The organism is Sneathiella sp. (assembly GCF_036844445.1).
Lineage (GTDB): Bacteria > Pseudomonadota > Alphaproteobacteria > Sneathiellales > Sneathiellaceae > Sneathiella.
In genome coordinates this window covers 148,031-164,300 of sequence record NZ_DAIUFV010000004.1, presented here as the reverse complement: position 1 = coordinate 164,300, position 16,270 = coordinate 148,031, and the positions used below count along the sequence as shown (strand labels likewise).

14 protein-coding genes are annotated in these 16,270 nt (G+C 61.4%); 6 read left to right on the top strand and 8 right to left on the bottom strand.

The window, feature by feature from the left end; genetic code table 11:
• Positions 1-61: 61 nt before the first annotated feature.
• Positions 62-2,170: a ComEC/Rec2 family competence protein gene (locus V7Z56_RS09680; protein ID WP_334129217.1), complete on the top strand. Its 2,109-nt coding sequence runs from the start codon at positions 62-64 to the stop codon at positions 2,168-2,170.
• A 318-nt stretch (positions 2,171-2,488) separates the two neighbouring features.
• Here the strand turns inward: V7Z56_RS09680 and lexA are convergent, their stop codons facing one another.
• From lexA to V7Z56_RS09650, 6 genes are all read right to left on the bottom strand, one after another.
• Positions 2,489-3,238: a transcriptional repressor LexA gene (lexA, locus tag V7Z56_RS09675; RefSeq protein WP_334129216.1), complete on the bottom strand. Its 750-nt coding sequence runs from the start codon at positions 3,236-3,238 to the stop codon at positions 2,489-2,491.
• A 92-nt stretch (positions 3,239-3,330) separates the two neighbouring features.
• A complete protein-coding gene (locus V7Z56_RS09670; RefSeq protein ID WP_334129215.1) occupies positions 3,331-4,545 on the bottom strand; it encodes a molybdopterin molybdotransferase MoeA in 1,215 nt (404 codons plus the stop codon).
• Positions 4,542-5,018 carry a cyclic pyranopterin monophosphate synthase MoaC gene (gene moaC / locus V7Z56_RS09665; protein ID WP_334129214.1) on the bottom strand — a complete coding sequence of 159 codons (477 nt, stop codon included), beginning with the start codon at positions 5,016-5,018 and terminating at the stop codon, positions 4,542-4,544. The genes V7Z56_RS09670 and moaC overlap by 4 nt, the downstream gene beginning before the upstream one ends.
• Positions 5,019-5,028: 10 nt before the next feature.
• Positions 5,029-5,820 (bottom strand): indole-3-glycerol phosphate synthase TrpC, encoded by a 792-nt coding sequence (gene trpC / locus V7Z56_RS09660; protein WP_334129213.1) that lies wholly within the window; start codon positions 5,818-5,820, stop codon positions 5,029-5,031.
• Positions 5,817-6,857, bottom strand: a complete 1,041-nt coding sequence (gene trpD / locus V7Z56_RS09655) for an anthranilate phosphoribosyltransferase (protein ID WP_334129212.1) — start codon at positions 6,855-6,857, stop codon at positions 5,817-5,819. Before trpD ends, trpC begins: the two co-directional genes overlap by 4 nt.
• Positions 6,854-7,447, bottom strand: coding sequence for an anthranilate synthase component II (locus tag V7Z56_RS09650; RefSeq protein WP_334129211.1), 594 nt, complete (start codon positions 7,445-7,447; stop codon positions 6,854-6,856). The genes trpD and V7Z56_RS09650 overlap by 4 nt, the downstream gene beginning before the upstream one ends.
• A gap of 306 nt (positions 7,448-7,753) precedes the next feature.
• On the opposite strand from V7Z56_RS09650, the gene V7Z56_RS09645 reads away from it, so the two are divergent.
• On the top strand, positions 7,754-8,890 hold the full coding sequence (locus V7Z56_RS09645) for a divergent polysaccharide deacetylase family protein (RefSeq protein ID WP_334129210.1): 1,137 nt from the start codon (positions 7,754-7,756) through the stop codon (positions 8,888-8,890).
• A 6-nt stretch (positions 8,891-8,896) separates the two neighbouring features.
• On the opposite strand, the gene trpE is transcribed toward V7Z56_RS09645, so the two are convergent.
• Both trpE and V7Z56_RS09635 read right to left on the bottom strand, forming a co-directional pair.
• Positions 8,897-10,420 carry an anthranilate synthase component I gene (gene trpE / locus V7Z56_RS09640; RefSeq protein ID WP_334129209.1) on the bottom strand — a complete coding sequence of 508 codons (1,524 nt, stop codon included), beginning with the start codon at positions 10,418-10,420 and terminating at the stop codon, positions 8,897-8,899.
• A gap of 4 nt (positions 10,421-10,424) precedes the next feature.
• Positions 10,425-12,299: a SurA N-terminal domain-containing protein gene (locus tag V7Z56_RS09635; protein ID WP_334129208.1), complete on the bottom strand. Its 1,875-nt coding sequence runs from the start codon at positions 12,297-12,299 to the stop codon at positions 10,425-10,427.
• Between the two features lie 216 nt (positions 12,300-12,515).
• On the opposite strand from V7Z56_RS09635, the gene tpiA reads away from it, so the two are divergent.
• The 4 genes from tpiA (at position 12,516) to kdsA (ending at position 16,259) form a co-directional block, all read left to right on the top strand.
• Positions 12,516-13,274 carry a triose-phosphate isomerase gene (gene tpiA / locus V7Z56_RS09630; protein ID WP_334129207.1) on the top strand — a complete coding sequence of 253 codons (759 nt, stop codon included), beginning with the start codon at positions 12,516-12,518 and terminating at the stop codon, positions 13,272-13,274.
• Between the two features lie 105 nt (positions 13,275-13,379).
• Positions 13,380-13,700, top strand: coding sequence for a preprotein translocase subunit SecG (gene secG / locus V7Z56_RS09625; protein ID WP_334129206.1), 321 nt, complete (start codon positions 13,380-13,382; stop codon positions 13,698-13,700).
• A 91-nt stretch (positions 13,701-13,791) separates the two neighbouring features.
• The gene (locus V7Z56_RS09620) at positions 13,792-15,423 is read left to right on the top strand and encodes a CTP synthase (RefSeq protein ID WP_334129205.1); all 1,632 of its coding nucleotides are present in this window, start codon (positions 13,792-13,794) and stop codon (positions 15,421-15,423) included.
• 2 nt (positions 15,424-15,425) lie between these two features.
• The gene (gene kdsA / locus V7Z56_RS09615; protein ID WP_334129204.1) at positions 15,426-16,259 is read left to right on the top strand and encodes a 3-deoxy-8-phosphooctulonate synthase; all 834 of its coding nucleotides are present in this window, start codon (positions 15,426-15,428) and stop codon (positions 16,257-16,259) included.
• The last annotated feature ends 11 nt before the right edge of the window (positions 16,260-16,270 follow it).

Below are 16,270 nucleotides of genomic sequence, written 5' to 3'. Positions count from 1 at the left end.
CGAAGCAGGCCTTTTTACCCTTTGTCCCGGCGAAGGGCAAGTGCGCCGTTGGAATGCGCCGATGACCCTTTTTGACCGGTACCGAGTGATGCGCATCGTTGATCCGTTCCTGCGGGACCGCTCCCGCTGGTTTATCTGGTCACCGGTGCTGATTGCTGCCGGGATTGTCTGTTATTTCTCGCTTCAAAGCGAGCCGCCGCTCTGGCTCGCGCTCCTGCCGCTCGCGCCGCTGCTTCTGATTATAGGCTCGAGAAACAGATCGGAAGCCATTCTTTCCATTGTATTTCTGGTGATATTCCTTGTCACGCTCGGGTTTGCCGCTGCGCTCCTTCGAACTCATATGGTCGCCGCGCCAGTCCTGCAGAAAAAACAGACCGTAACCCTGGAGGGCACGGTTTTTGAGAAGGAGACGGGATATAGCTCCGCGCGCTTCGTGATTGGAGAGGTGAGGGCGGTGCAGAATCAGCGGCTCCCCCGGCTCAGTCATGTCCGCCTCACCTCGCGCATCAATTTCGAGGAGATTCAGCCCGGTCAGCGTGTCCGCGTGCGCGCGGTGCTGCTGCCGCCGCCAGAACCGGCCTACCCCGGCGCCTATGACTTTCAGCGACGCTCCTTCTTTGAAGGCATCGGCGCGGTCGGCTACACGATTTCGCCCTTCGAGGTGATCGGCGCGGGCGGCGGCGTGCTGCCACGGCTTCGCGCCGCCTCGGCCGGCCTTCGCGCACGGATTGCGGATTTCGTGCTCGCCCACGCCTCGCCCGACAATGCAGGCTTCATCATCGCCATCATGACCGGCGACCGGATGGCCATCCCGGAGGTCCAGAATGAGGAGATGCGGATTTCCGGTCTTGCCCATATTCTCTCCATTTCCGGGCTGCATATGGGCATGATCGGCGGCCTCGTCTTTTTTGCCGTGCGCCTGCTGCTGGTCCTCTCCAGCCGGATTGCGCTTTACTATCCGGTCAAGAAGATCGCCTGCGTCATCGCGCTTCTTGCGCTCCTCGGATACCTCTTTGTAAGCGGGATGAGCCCGCCGGCGGTCCGCTCCTATATCATGGCCTCCGCCGTGCTCTTTGCCGTCTTCTTCGATCGGCGGGCCCTCTCGCTTCGGATGGTGGCCCTCGCGGCCATCATTTTGCTGCTGGTCACGCCTGAAAGCCTCACCGGACCAAGTTTCCAGATGTCGTTTGCGGCCGTTGTGACACTGATCTCGCTCTATGAATTCGTGAGCGCGCCGTTTGCGCGCTTTGCCCGTGGCGGCGGCGTGTGGCGGCGCGGGGCCGTCTATGCGGCGGGCGTGATCCTGACAACGCTCGTCGCCGGTCTCGCGACAGCGCCGTTCGCGCTCTATCACTTCGGGCAGGTCGCCGTCTACAGCGTCATCGCCAATCTCCTTGCCATCCCGCTGATGGGGGTCTGGGTGATGCCGGGCGTGATCCTCAGCTTCATCGGTTATCCCTTCGGCTTCAGTTTTCCGATTGAGTTTCTAGGGTTTGGCGTTGATATCATTATAAAAATAGCGCATGAGACGGCATCCTGGCCGCGCTCGGCCCTCTATTTTCGCACCTTTTCCGTCTCGCTCCTGATCATTCTCACCCTGCTCGGCCTCTGGTTCATCATCTGGCGGGAGAGGATACGCTGGCTCGCCCTGCCGCTTGCCGCGGCCGCGATGATTCTGTTACCGGCTGAGCGGGCGCCCGATATCCTCGTCTCGAAAAGCGGCAATCTCTATGCCATTCGCGCCGGCGGGGAGAAAGTCTATTTTTCTTCGGCCCGGGTGGAGCGGTTCGAAGCGGAACGCTGGCAACTGATCATGGGGAATGAGATGGCCAGCGCGGGCGACGTTCCAATCCGCTGCGACCCTTACGGTTGCGTGCTGCAATGGCGGGAGAGGCGCATCGCCTTTCCGGAAACGGCGCAGAGTATCGAGGACGACTGCCGCCGCGCCGATATCATCATCAGCCGTGTCCCGGTGCCAGAGCGCTGTGCTCGGCCTTATCTTGTCATCGACAGGTTCGACCTGTGGCGCGAAGGCGCGCATAGCCTTTATTTCGGGGAAGGCGGCGAGGTGCAGACTTTAAGCGCGAATAGGATCCGCGGCGAGCGTCCCTGGGTGCCGCTCCATGCCCGAAGTGATCGCGCCAGAACCGGATCCGACGCCGACGAGTAGGGCCGCTGGATAATCGTGATATGATGGCCAGGCAAGAAGTACCGGATTGATCCCTCGGTTAGTGGTAGCGAATTGCCATCCCGGGCAACAGTAATCACGCCGCATAGCACATCTTCAGCGCATCGCGTGAGCGACAGAAGACGCGATCACCGCTCTTTGCGGCTTCCCGCGGCGCAGCCCTGACGGCCGCCCTGAAGTCGACAAATGATAGGTTCCGTACGGTCGCTCGCAAGGATGAGCGGCGTCGCGGCCGACTTTAAAGTGCGCGCCTTTCCTACTGCCTTCATCCGCCGATAAAACTATCCGGCGTAAAACGTTTTAATAACGGCGATAAAGGCCGACCAGATGACCCTGTACCTTCACCTGATCCGGGCCAAAGATACGGGTCTCATAGGCCGGGTTTGCGGCCTCCAACGCGATCGAGCCGCCTTTGCGCCGGAGCCGTTTCAGTGTCACCTCGTTATCATCGATCAGGGCGACGACGATCTTGCCGTTTTCCGCCGTCTGGCTTTCGCGGATGATGACCGTATCGCCATCGAGGATACCCGCCTCAATCATGGAATCGCCCGCAACCTCAAGGCAGAAATGCCGCCCGTTGCCGACCATGTCCGCCGGTATATCGATATAGCTGCCGGGATCGGTCAGCGCTTCGATCGCAAGGCCCGCCGCAATCCGCCCGTAAAGAGGCAGGGTGACGACATTTCGCTCATCGATGAGGTCAAAATCGTCGTCGTCCTCCTCCGCCCAGGACGGGGTGGAGGGGATATCTCCGCGCTTGGCGAAATTCACTTCGACGAGATTTTCCTTGCTTTGCGGCTGCGCCGTCTTCTCCTCATTCAGGCGGCGGCGGATATCTTCGGGAAGTTTGACAACCTCAAGCGCACGCGCCCGATGCGGCAGGCGACGGATGAAGCCCCGTTCCGTCAGTCCCGTAATCAGCCGATGGATGCCGGATTTCGATTTAAGATGAAGCGCTTCCTTCATTTCGTCAAAGGAGGGGGAAACGCCCCGCGTCTCCAGGCACTGATGGATATAGAGGAGGAGCTGGTGCTGTTTTTTTGTCAGCATGACGGGGTTCCTGACCAGAACAAAGCAAAAACATATTTCAAATGTTCTACAAAGGTTCTTCGCTGCCGTCAAGAAAAAACCGCGAACACCACCTAGACGTGCGGCAGGAACGCATCGAAGGGAATGACGCTCACGCTTGCGCCCTTTGCAAGCGCCGGGGCGAGCGGCGGGCGCACGAGGAGGCAGTCCGCGGCGGCGAGGGTGGAGAGCATGGAGCTGTCCTGCCGGCCGAAAAGCTGGACGAGCGGCAGCCCGTCCTCTTCGCCGACGATGCGCCCACGCATGTAATCCTCGCGCCGGTCATTTTCGCCAAGATCGTGGGCGAGACGGGCGGGACGGTGGGCGATTTTTGCAGGCGGCAGCCCTCTAAGCGCGCCAAGCGCGGGCAGCAGGAAGAGGAGGCCGCACACCATTGCCGAGACCGGGTTGCCGGGAAGGCCTAGAACGGGCTGGCCTTTGACGGCGCCGAACATCAGCGGCTTTCCCGGGCGCATGGCGATGCGCCAGAAATCGACGCGGAGGCCTTCATTTGCGAGCGCGGGCTGGATCAGGTCATGATCGCCGACAGACGCGCCGCCAAGGGTGACAAGCATATCGGCCCGCGCGCCTTCGCGGAATTTTTCGCGAATATCCTCAAGGCTGTCGCGGGCGATGCCAAGATCGAGCGCGATGCCGCCCGCCGCGTCAATCATCGCACTGATCAGCAGATTGTTGGTTGAAATAATCTGGCTTTCCCCAATAGGCTCGCCCGGCCTTACCAGTTCATCGCCGCTTGAGAGCAGCGCGATCACAGGTTTGCGCCGGACCGTCACCCAGGGGATATTCATCGCGGCGAGAAGGCCGATATCCCGGGCGGTGAGCCGGCGCGGGGCGGCCAGAGCAACCTCGCCGGCGCGAAAATCAAGGCCGGCCCTTCGCACATAGGTTCCCGTGGGCGCGGCTTCGCGAACGGTGACGCGCGCCGCATCGAAGTCGGTGTCTTCCTGAATGATGATGGTATCCGCGCCATCCGGGAGCGGTGCGCCGGTAAAAATTCGCACCGCTTCGCCCGACCCCACATGCCCTTTAAAACGGCGACCTGCTGCGGCCTCGCCAATGACCTTGAGCGTTACCGGCACCGCCCTGACATCTGCCGCCCGGACCGCGAAGCCGTCCATCGCCGACATATCGGCAGGCGGCTGCGTTCGGCGCGCCGTGACATCTTCGGCAAGGATGCGGCCCATCGCCTGCGGCAGGGGAACAACCTCCGTCCCGATGCAGGCGAGATCCTGAAGGATCCGCATCCTCGCTTCATCCACTGAAATCATGACGCCGTGTAAGTTCCTGATTTTCCGCCTTTTTTGAGAAGCAGGCGGGTGTCGGTGATAACCATGCCGCGATCGGCCGCCTTGCACATATCATAGATGGTGAGCGCCGCGATCGAGGCGGCGGTGAGCGCCTCCATCTCAACGCCCGTGCGGCCTTTGAGTTTGCAGCTCGCCTGCACCTCAATCGCGCTTGCGGTCTCATCGATGACGAAGTCGATGGAGACTTTACTGAGGCTGAGCGGATGGCAGAGCGGGATCAGATCGGCCGTTTTCTTGGCGGCCATGATCCCGGCAAGGCGGGCGACGCCAAGAACGTCGCCTTTTTTTGCATCGCCGTCCCGGATAAGCTTCAGCGTTTCGGGCGCCATGCGGATGGTGGCGCTCGCCGTCGCTTCGCGCGACGTAATATCCTTTTCGCCCACATCGACCATATGGGCCGCGCCCTTGCTGTCGAAATGGGTCAGCTTGCTCATAATTCTATCCTTATGTCCGGGCGAGGAGGGTGCGCACCGCCGCCGCAACATCCGCCTGCCGCATCAGGGATTCACCGACGAGGAAGCAGCCGCAGCCGGCTTTTTTCATGCGCGCAAGGTCCGCAGGTGTGTAAAGCCCGCTTTCGCTCACCGCAACGCACCCCTCCGGCAGGCCGCTCGCCAGTTTCTCCGTGGTCGCGATATCCACATCCAGCGTCTTGAGATTGCGGTTGTTGATGCCGATCAGCGGACTTTTGAGCTTTACCGCGCGCTCGAGCTCGTCGCCGTCATGCACTTCGATGAGGACATCCATACCAAGCTCGTGAGCGGCGGCTTCCAGATCGGCAGCTTCCGCATCATCGAGCGCCGCCATGATGAGGAGGATGCAGTCCGCGCCCAGCGCGCGCGCCTCCACCACCTGATAGGGGTCGATCATGAAATCCTTGCGAAGGACGGGGAGCGTCACCGCCGCCCGCGCCGCAACGAGATATTCATCCGCACCCTGGAAATAGGGAATGTCGGTGAGGACCGAAAGGCAGGCCGCGCCGCCCTCGGCATAGGCTTTGGCGAGCAGCGGCGGATCGAAATCATCGCGGATCACGCCTTTCGAGGGAGAGGCTTTCTTGATCTCCGCGATCAGGCCGTAGTCGCCGTTCGCAAGCTTTGCTTCAAGCGCCCGGATAAAGCCGCGCGGGGCGTCCTGCGCTTTCGCGCGGGCTTCCTGTTCGGCGAGCGACAGGCGGGCTTTTTGTGCGCGCACATGCTCGCGCTTGTCATCGCAGATTTTGGCGAGAATGCTCATGCCGCGGCTCCCGCTTCATTGGAGATGCGTTTCAGCGTCTCGAAGGCCTTTCGCGCCGCGCCGCTGTCGATGGAGCGGCGGGCGAACTCGATCCCATCCGCGACACGCTCGCACTTGCCGCCGATCATGATGGCGACGCCCGCATTCAGAAGCGTCACATCGCGATACGCCCCGGCGGCGCCATTGAGGACGGCCATCAGCGCCTCGGCATTCTCCTCCGGTGCGCCGCCTTTCAGCGCCTCCAGAGGCACGCGGGGGAAACCGAATTCTTCCGGCGTGATCTCAAACTCGCGGATCTCGCCCGCTTTCATCTCGACCACCTGCGAGGGGCCGGTCGTCGAAAGTTCATCGAGCCCGTCGGCGCCATGCATGACCCAGATATGCACCGAGCCTAGCTCGCGCAGCGTTTCCGCCATCGGCCGCATCCAGGCCGGGTCATAGACGCCGATCAGCTGCCGCTTGACGGCGGCCGGGTTCGACATGACGCCGAGCAGGTTGAAAATCGTGCGGATGCCAAGCTCGCCGCGGACCGGGCCGACATGGCGCATCGCGCCGTGATGGCGATAGGCGGCCATGAAACCGATACCGGCTTCCGCAAGCGCCCGCTCGGTCAGCTCGAAATCGCATTCTGTATTGATGCCGAGTACGGCCTGCACATCGGCAGTGCCGGAGCGCGACGAGGCCGCCTTGTTGCCATGCTTGGCGACGGGCACGCCCGCGCCTGCGGTAACGAACGCCGCTGCGGTCGAGATATTGAGCGTCCCGTGGCCATCGCCGCCCGTGCCGACCACATCGACAGCATTTTCGGGCGCCTTGATATAGGTCGCCTTTTCGCGCAGGACCGAAACGCCGCCGATCAGCTCATCGACCGTTTCGCCGCGAAGATGCAGCCCCATCAGGAACGCGCCCATCTGCGCCGGTGTCGCATCGCCTGAAAGGATGATATTGAAAGCGGCCTTCGCCTCTTCCACGGAAAGGGTTTTGCGAGACGCGATCCGGGCGATCAGCGCCTTGAAGTCGGGCTCTCGAGTGCTCATGCGGCGGCCTTGTTATCCGGGCGGGGCAGATCGAGGAAATTGCGCAGCAGCGCATGCCCATGTTCAGACGCGATGCTTTCGGGGTGGAACTGCACGCCGTGGATCGGCAGCGACTTGTGGCTGAGGCCCATGATCACGCCATCGGCGGTCGTCGCGGTGACCTCGAGCGTATTGGGAACCGTCGCCGGATCCACCGTCAACGAATGATAGCGCGTTGCCGTGAAGCGATTGGGCAGCCCTTTGAAGAGGCCGGTGCCGTTATGGATAATCTCCGACGTTTTGCCGTGCATCAGTTGATCGGCGCGAACAATCTTGCCGCCGAACACCTGCCCGATCGCCTGATGGCCGAGACAGACGCCAAGGAGCGGCAGCCCCGTCACCGCCGCGCGCTTTACCACCTCGAGGCAGATGCCGGCGCGGTCCGGATCGCACGGGCCGGGGGAAAGAACGATGCCGCTCGGGTTCTCTGAAAAAACCGCATCGACCGTCACAACATTGTTGCGATAGACCTTCACCTCGGCGCCCATTTCGCCAAGATAATGCACAAGGTTGTAGGTAAAGCTGTCGTAGTTATCAATAAGCGTAATCATATCAGTATCGTATCATGTTTCCGCGGATCTCGGGACGGATTTTCAAGGCTTTTCGCGCCGCGCAGGTATAAACAGCAAGTTTCGCTCATTCTGCTGTAAAATCAAGGGGCAAACGCGGCGCCATGCGTAAGCTCGCGGCGCTTTTATGCCTTGTTTACCATGACCGATTGGAATTACCATAGGGAATGAACAGTATAGTGTGCGTAACCGGGGCAAAGGGGCCTGATTTTTATGACAACCCGGAAGAAGAGTAACCGGCGCGAGAAACGGACCGGACCGGCGAAAGGCGCGCGGGCGGACGGGTTTATGTCATCGCCGATTCGGATTGTCATCCTCTGCGTCGCCGTCCTGATGATCAGCGTGAGCGGCGGCATATTGATCGGCAAGATTTTCGGCCCGAACGGGGCTCCGGATCACTCGGCGACGGAGACAGCGTCCGCCGGGCATGCGGGCGAACCTCCAGCAGCCTTGGACAGCCGTACAAGGGATCCACGGCCGGTCGCAAAAGACACAAACCGTTCCGTCTCCGCGCTTGAAACGCCGCCCCCGCCCTATGGGCGCGTCCTTCCGACCGACCTTACAGCGAGCGCAAGCCCGCCGCCGCTGCGCTATGAGGAGGCGCTGCCCGATCAGGACACCGCGCCGCAGAGGGACGCGGGCGAGGAGGAGTTCGGGACGTCATCGCGCGCCCTCCCTGATGCGTCGCCTGAGCTTATGGGCTCGCCCGCCTGGAAACGGTATGCCGCGCTGTCTCCGGATCCGGATGGCCGGCCGATGATTGCCATCGTCATTGATGACGTCGGGCTCAATATGCAGCGGGTGAGGGACCTCAACGCGCTTCCCGCGCTGCTGACGCTGTCCTTCCTGCCTTACGCCCCGGGGCTGCAGGAAAAAGTCGATATCGCCCGATCGGAGGGCAACGAGGTGATGCTGCATCTGCCGATGGAGCCGACGAATGGCAGCGTCAACCCGGGGCCGGACGCGCTGCTGACGGGCCTCGATGAGGGGGAGCTGCTGCGACGCACGCGCGATAATCTCGATCGCTTTACGGGATATGTCGGCGTCAACAACCATATGGGCAGCCGCTTTACGGCGGATGAGCAAAAAATGGCGCTCGTGATGGATGAGATGGCGAAGCGGGGTCTGCTGTTCCTCGATTCCAAGACAACCTCGGCGTCGGCCGGGTACCGTCTCGCGGTGGAGCGGGGTATGCCGTCCGCCAAGCGGGATTATTTCATCGACCATGTGATTGACGAGCCGACAATCCTCGCGCAGCTCGCCAAGGTCGAGGCCTCGGCGCTCCGCCACGGGGTTGTGATCGCGATCGGCCATCCGCATCCCGAGACGATCAGTGCGCTTCGCAAATGGATCCCGGAAGCGCGGCGCAAAGGCTTCCAGTTCGTCCCCGTCAGCGCCGTAACCGCGCTTACGTTCAAAGGATAGGCTGACTTAGCGGTTGGCGCGTCCGGTGTCGGAGGCGTAGCGTATGGCTTCCTGCGCAGCGCGCACGAGCGCTTTCGCCTTGTTGACGGTTTCCTGATATTCCGATTCCGGATCACTGTCGGCGACAACGCCGCCGCCGGCCTGGATGTAAACCTTGCCATCCTTCACGAGCGCGGTGCGAAGCGCGATGCAGGTGTCCATCGAGCCGTTGGCGGAGAGATAGCCGACGGCCCCGGCATAGATGCCGCGGCGGCTCTTCTCCAGCTCGTCAATGATCTCCATCGCACGGACTTTCGGCGCGCCCGACACGGTGCCGGCCGGAAAGCCGGCCCGGAGCGCATCGACCGCGGTCAACCCCTCGGCAATCTCCCCCTCAACATTGGAGACGATATGCATGACGTGGGAGTAATTCTCGATCATCATTTTCTCGGTCACCTTGACGGTCCCGATCTTGGCGACGCGGCCGACATCATTGCGGCCGAGATCGAGCAGCATCAGATGCTCGGCAAGCTCCTTCGGATCGGAGAGCAGCTCTTCGGCGAGCGCGGCATCTTCCGCCGGCGTTGCGCCGCGCGGCCGGGTGCCGGCGATGGGGCGCACGGTGACCTTGCCATCGCGCAGGCGAACGAGGATTTCCGGGCTCGAACCGACAATCGAAAACTCCCCGAAATTCAGGTAGAACATGAAGGGAGAGGGGTTGGTGCGGCGAAGCGCGCGGTAGAGCGCGAGCGGCGGCAAGGCGAAGGGCAGTTCAAAGCGCTGCGAGGGGACGACCTGGAAGATGTCGCCTTCGCGGATATACTGCTTCGCCTTTTCCACCATCGCGTAATATTCCTCGCGCGTGGTGTTGGAGGTCGGCTCCGGCAGATCGAGCCGGCCGGCATCGAGTGTTGCGGTATGGGGCAGGCTGCGCTCGAAATCATGCACGACGTCGGCGATCCGCTCGGCGGCGTGGTTATAGGCATCCTGCGCAGAGCGGCCATCGGTTCCCCAGACCGGCGTGACGATGGTGACGACATCGAGGATGGAATCGAAGATCGCCATCACGGTCGGGCGGATGAACATCCCTTCGGGGATTTTCAGATCATCCGGATTGCCGTTCGGGATATCCTCCATCAGCCGCACCGTGTCATAGGACATATAGCCGACGAGGCCGGCGGCCATCGGCGGCAGGTTGGCGGGGAGGTCGACGATACGGCTTTCATCAAAGAGCGCCTGGAGGCTTTCCAGCACCGGCTTGTCACAGGCGATGAAGGCGTCAGGGTCGAACCGCGCCGTGCGGTTGATCCACGCCTTCCGGCCGTCGCAGCGCCAGATCAGGTCCGGCTTCAGCCCGATGATGGAATAGCGGCCGCGCACCGCGCCGCCTTCCACCGATTCCAGCAGGAAGGAGTTGGGCTGGCCTTCCGCCAGCTTCATGATGGCGGAGACCGGGGTTTCAAGATCGGCGACCAGGGTCGTCCAGACGATCTGCGACTGTCCGCTTTCGTGCTTCGACTTGAAATCGGAAAAGGCGGGCTGAATGGACATGGGTTTAGAAATATTCCCTGATCAGCTCTTCCTTGACGGATACGCCGATTTCTTTCTGAAGGTGGTTTTCATACTCGGCGACGATGCCGGCGTTGAGGCTGTTGAGGATACGGCCCGAAATCTGCTCGTAAGTTTCCTTGTCCGCCTCGGCATTGGCCGGGACAATCTCCTTGAGGCCATAGATCAGAACGCCGTTGCCGGCATTGTTGGCGCTCATGCCATAGCTGCCGGGCTGCAGGGTGAAGAGGTCCTGCAGTGCTTCGGCCGAGAGCGCTCCGGCCCGCTCATTGCGAAGGACCGGGTTTGATGTCTCCACCGTCAGCGATTTCTCAGTTGCAATGGCCGCGAGCGTCTCGCCGCCGTTCAGCCGGTTGACCAGCGCCTCCGCCTGCTTCAGGTTTTCGCTGTGGCGCCAGTTGTTCTGCCAGTCCGCCGTTGCCTGCTCCTTCACTTCGGCGAGCGGGCGCACGGTGGCTTCCTCGATCTCCTGGATGCTGAGCGTGTAATAGCCGCCGTCGGGCAGCTCGCTGACTTCCGGCTCATCGTCGGGGAGGCGGGCGAAGGCTTCGGCAAGGAAACCCGCTGCCTCGGGGAGCCCCTCGGCGCGCGTGCCGGATTTATCAAGGCCGCTGCGGTCGATCCAGTCTGTCGAGACGACGCTGAGGCCGAGGGTTTGCGCCGCATCGCGGAGCGTTGAGCCGGCCGCGAATTCATCCTCAAGCCGCGCCGCGCGCTCATAAAGAAGATCATGCGAGCGCTGCAGCTGGAGTTCCTTGCGAAGGTCGTCCCTGACATCGGCGAAGCTGCGCGCTTCACCGGGCTCGATCGCCGTTACGGTCGCAAGATGCCAGCCGAGCACAGTTTTCAAAGGCTCCGTGACGCCCCCTTCTTCAAGGCTGAAGATCGGCGCCTGCAGTTCCGGCAGCAGATCGCTGCGGACCAGCTCGCCAAGGTCGATATCGGTCGTTGTCAGTTGCAGATCCGCCATCGCGACATCGGCGAAGCTCTCGCCGCCGAGGATCTTCTCCCGCGCCGCCGCCGCCGCTTCCTCGGTCTCGAAAATCATCTGCGCAACGCGGCGCTTTTCCGGCACGTCGAACTGGTCCTTGTTCGCCTCATACTGCGCCTGCAGCTCCTCATCGGTGACTTCAGTCTCCGCCGCAACGCTTTCCGGCGTCAGCAGGAGATAGCTGATCTTGCGATATTCCGGCGCCGTGTAATTCTCCGGCGCCTCCTTGATCAGCGCTTCAAGCTCCTCATCGGTCGGGGCGGGTGCAAAGCCGACGTTATTGTCGAGCAGCGTGATATATTCCGCCGAGCGCCGCTCCCCGAGATAGCCGTAAATGGTGCTGCTGAGGGTCGCAGGCGCGGCGCCGACGCCAAGCGCGAGCGAGCCGAACAGCTGCTCGCCGGTAATATTGTTCCGCGCGATAGTCACATAATCCGCCTCGCTGTACCCGTTCTGGGCAAGAAACTGCTCGAACATAAAGCGATCGAACTGGCCGAACTGGTTGCGGAAGGCGGGCTGGTTTCGAATGACGCTGCGAATGGTCTCATCATCCGTATCTAGGCCGAGGCGACGGGTCTTCTCCGCCACCAGCACGCGCGAGGCGATCTGGTTGATGGTCATCTGGGCAAGACCGAACTGGCGCGCCTGTTCCTGGGTCAGCTGCGTGCCGAGCCGCATCGACAGGAGATTGAGATTGCGCTGATAGTCGCGCTGAAACTCGCCGAGGGAAACCTGTGTCTCGCCGACCTCGATGACGTTGCTTCCGACGGAACTTGTCAGCATGTCGCCGCCAATACCCCAGACGGCGAAGCTCGCCACCAGAAGCGCCAACATACTTTTTGCGAGCCAGCCGCTGGCTCCTTTTCGCATCGCCTGAAGCATAATTCTGTCTACCAGATCCTTTTAAATTTCAACTTCCCCCATTCCCGCCCTGCCGGCAGGGGGAGGCGCGGCAGATTATAGGTGCCACAGGAAAGGGAGCAACATGGAATTTCGCAACCCTGTATCTTTATCGGACAAAAAATGGCATATGGAGCGGGAAAATACGGTATACGTCCCATATTGTTTCAGATTTCGAGGAAGAATATGTCACAGCAAAGACGCCCGCTGATCGCCGGGAACTGGAAAATGAACGGTCTAGCCGCCGCCGCTGCCGAGGAAATCGCGGAACTGCGGCGCCTGCTGAAAGAGAAAGAAACGCCAGCCTGTGATGTCCTGATCTGCCCGCCGGCAACGCTGATCGCCGCACTTGCGGCGGCGGCGCGCGGCAGCAGCATCGCCATCGGCGGACAGGATTGTCATGCCAATGCGAGCGGCGCCCATACCGGCGATATCGCGGCAGAGATGCTGAAAGATGCGGGCGCGACCCATTGCATCGTCGGTCATTCAGAGCGGCGCGCGGATCATGGGGAGACAAACGCTATCGTCAAGGCGAAGGCGGAGGCGGCGCTCCGTGCCGGGCTCACGGTCCTCGTCTGCGTCGGCGAGACGCTGGCGGAGCGCGACGGCGGCAAGACGCTTTCCGTGATCAGCGACCAGGTGAAAAATTCGCTTCCCCAAGTGGCAAGTGCGGCGACCACGGTCATTGCCTATGAGCCGGTCTGGGCGATCGGTACGGGCAAGACGCCAACGCCGGAGGATGTCGCGGCGGTTCACGCCCATATCCGCGCCGAACTGAAGGCGCTGATGAATGATTCGGAAGCGGTTCGCATTCTCTATGGCGGCTCCGTCAAGGGCAGCAATGCGGCCGAGCTGATGGCGGTGGAAAATGTTGACGGCGCACTCGTGGGCGGGGCGAGCCTGAAGGCCGCAGACTTCTGGCCGATCATCGAAACCGTGATCTGAAAATTGCCTGCAAAGTGACTGGTAATCGGTTCGGCTTTGGTGTAGAAGCCGGTCTATATTTGCAGATGGCGGAGGGATCCGCCCGGTAATTCAGGATTGAAAAGAATGGAAACTGTCCTTCTGGTCATTCATCTCATCATTGCGCTGGTGCTGGTTGTCGTGGTGCTGTTGCAGCGTTCCGAAGGCGGTGCGCTCGGCATTGGCGGGGGCGGCGGCGCGATGAGCACGCGCGGCGCGGCCAACCTGCTGACCCGGACGACGGCCGGCCTTGCCACGGCGTTCATGCTGACGAGCATCCTGCTCGCACTGATGAGCGGTGCCCATACCGAACAACGCTCCATTCTCGATATGCCCTCAAGCGGCGCGCCGGCGGCCCCGTCCGGCCCCGCCGCTCCGACCGAGCCATCGGCTCCGCTTTCGGAATAAGTGGCGTCCTTTCATAAAATAATTCAGAGGCGGCGAAATTGCCGCCTCTTTTGCTTCCCGTTGTTTACAGAATTGGTTATAACGTAACTCCATGGCTCGGTTCATTTTCATTACCGGTGGTGTGGTTTCCTCTCTTGGCAAGGGTCTCGCAGGGGCGGCATTGGCCTCCCTTCTGCAGGCGCGCGGCTTCAAGGTGCGGCTCCGCAAACTCGATCCCTATATCAACGTCGATCCGGGCACGATGAACCCGTATGAACATGGCGAATGCTATGTCACCGATGACGGGGCGGAAACGGATCTCGACCTTGGCCATTACGAGCGCTTCACCGGCGTTTCCTCCCGCCAGACCGATAACGTCACCACGGGGCGGATTTATCAGACCGTTATTCGCAAAGAGCGGCGCGGCGACTATCTCGGCGGCACCGTCCAGGTCATTCCGCATATCACCAACGCGATCAAGGATTTCGCCACCGCCAACCTTGATGATGAGGATTTCGTCCTCGTCGAGATCGGCGGCACCGTCGGCGATATCGAGGGGCTGCCGTTCCTCGAAGCGATCCGCCAGCTCGGCTATGAGCTGGGCGATAAGGCGGTGTTCATTCACCTGACGCTGCTGCCCTATATCGCGGCGGCGAAGGAGCTGAAAACCAAGCCGACGCAGCATTCTGTGAAGGAACTGCGCTCGATTGGTATCCAGCCGGATATTCTCCTCTGCCGCAGCGAACAGCCGATCCCGCAGGGGCAGCGGCGCAAGATCGGCCTTTTCTGCAACGTGCCGGAAGAGGCGGTTATTCAGGCCCTCGATGTCAGCAGCATTTACGAAGTGCCGCTCATCTATCATGAGGAAGGGCTGGATGAGCAGGTCCTCAAAGCCTTCGGCATCACGGACGCGCCGAAGCCGGATCTGTCCATCTGGCGCGATATCGTTAACCGCGTGCTGCATCCGGAAGGCGAGGTCAATGTCGCGGTCGTCGGTAAATATATCGAGTTGCAGGACGCCTATAAATCGCTCAACGAATCGCTGATCCACGGCGGCATCGCCAACAATGTGCGGGTCAATGTCACCTGGGTCGAGGCGGAGCAGTTTGAAGACGAGGACAGCAACCCGGCGAGCGTCATCGGCGATGCCCATGCCATTCTGGTGCCGGGCGGCTTTGGCGCGCGCGGGGCAGAGGGGAAAATCCGCGCCGTGCAATATGCGCGGGAGGCAAAAATACCCTATTTCGGGATCTGCTTCGGCATGCAGATGGCAGTCATCGAAGGCTGCCGCAACCTTGCCGGCATGCCGAATGCGGGGACGTCGGAATTTGGCGACTATGATCCGAAGGTGGTCGGGCTGATGACCGAATGGACGCGCGGCAATATGACCGAAATCCGCAGCGAAGACGGCGATCTTGGCGGCACCATGCGGCTTGGCGCATACCCCTGTACGCTCGCGCCCGGCTCCCGCGTTGCCAAAATTTACGGCGCGGATCAGATCGAGGAGCGTCACCGCCATCGCTATGAGGTGAATATCGCCTATAAGGATGTGCTGGAAAAGGTCGGTTATCGCTTCTCAGGCCTGTCGCCCGACGGCGATCTTCCCGAGATTGTCGAGATTGTCGATCACCCGTGGTTTATTGGCGTTCAGTTCCATCCTGAGCTAAAATCGAAGCCCTTTGCGCCGCACCCGCTCTTCAAGAGCTTCATCGATGCGGCCGTCAAACAGTCAAGGCTGGTATAATCATGGTTGAAACGCAGCATGTTAAAATCGGCACTATCACCGTCGGCAATGATCTGCCCTTTGCGTTGATCGCCGGACCCTGCCAGATGGAGAGCATGGACCACGCCATGGAGATGGCGGGCCGGCTTGTCGAGATCACGCAAAAGCTCGGCATCGGGCTGGTTTATAAAACCTCGTTTGACAAGGCGAACCGCACGTCGCTTTCGGCGGCACGCGGCCTTGGCCTTGGGGGCGCCATTCCGGTCTTTGAGCGGATCCGGAGCGAGTTCGATATTCCGGTGCTCACCGATGTGCATCTGCCCGAGCATTGCGCCGCTCTCGGCGATGCCGTGGATGTGCTGCAGATCCCGGCCTTTCTCTGCCGCCAGACGGATCTTTTGCTCGCCGCCGCCGCGACGGGCAAGGTCGTGAATGTGAAGAAGGGGCAGTTCCTCGCCCCCTGGGATATGAAGAATGTCGCCAACAAGCTGATCGCGAGCGGCAACAGCAATGTGTTGCTGACCGAGCGCGGCGCGAGCTTCGGCTATAACACGCTCGTCTCCGATATGCGCGGGCTTGCCATCATGGCGGAGCAGACGGGGCTTCCCATCGTCTTCGATGCGACCCATTCGGTGCAGCAGCCGGGCGGGCAGGGCACCACCTCGGGCGGGCAGCGGGAGTTTGTCCCGGTGCTGGCGCGCGCCGCGGTTGCCGTCGGCGTCGCCATGCTGTTCATGGAAACCCATCAGGATCCGGACAATGCCCCCTCTGACGGCCCCAATATGGTGCCGATCGATCAGATGGAGGCGCTGCTTGCCACGCTGCAAAAATACGACCGGGTCACCAAGAATCTTTAAAAAACCAAACG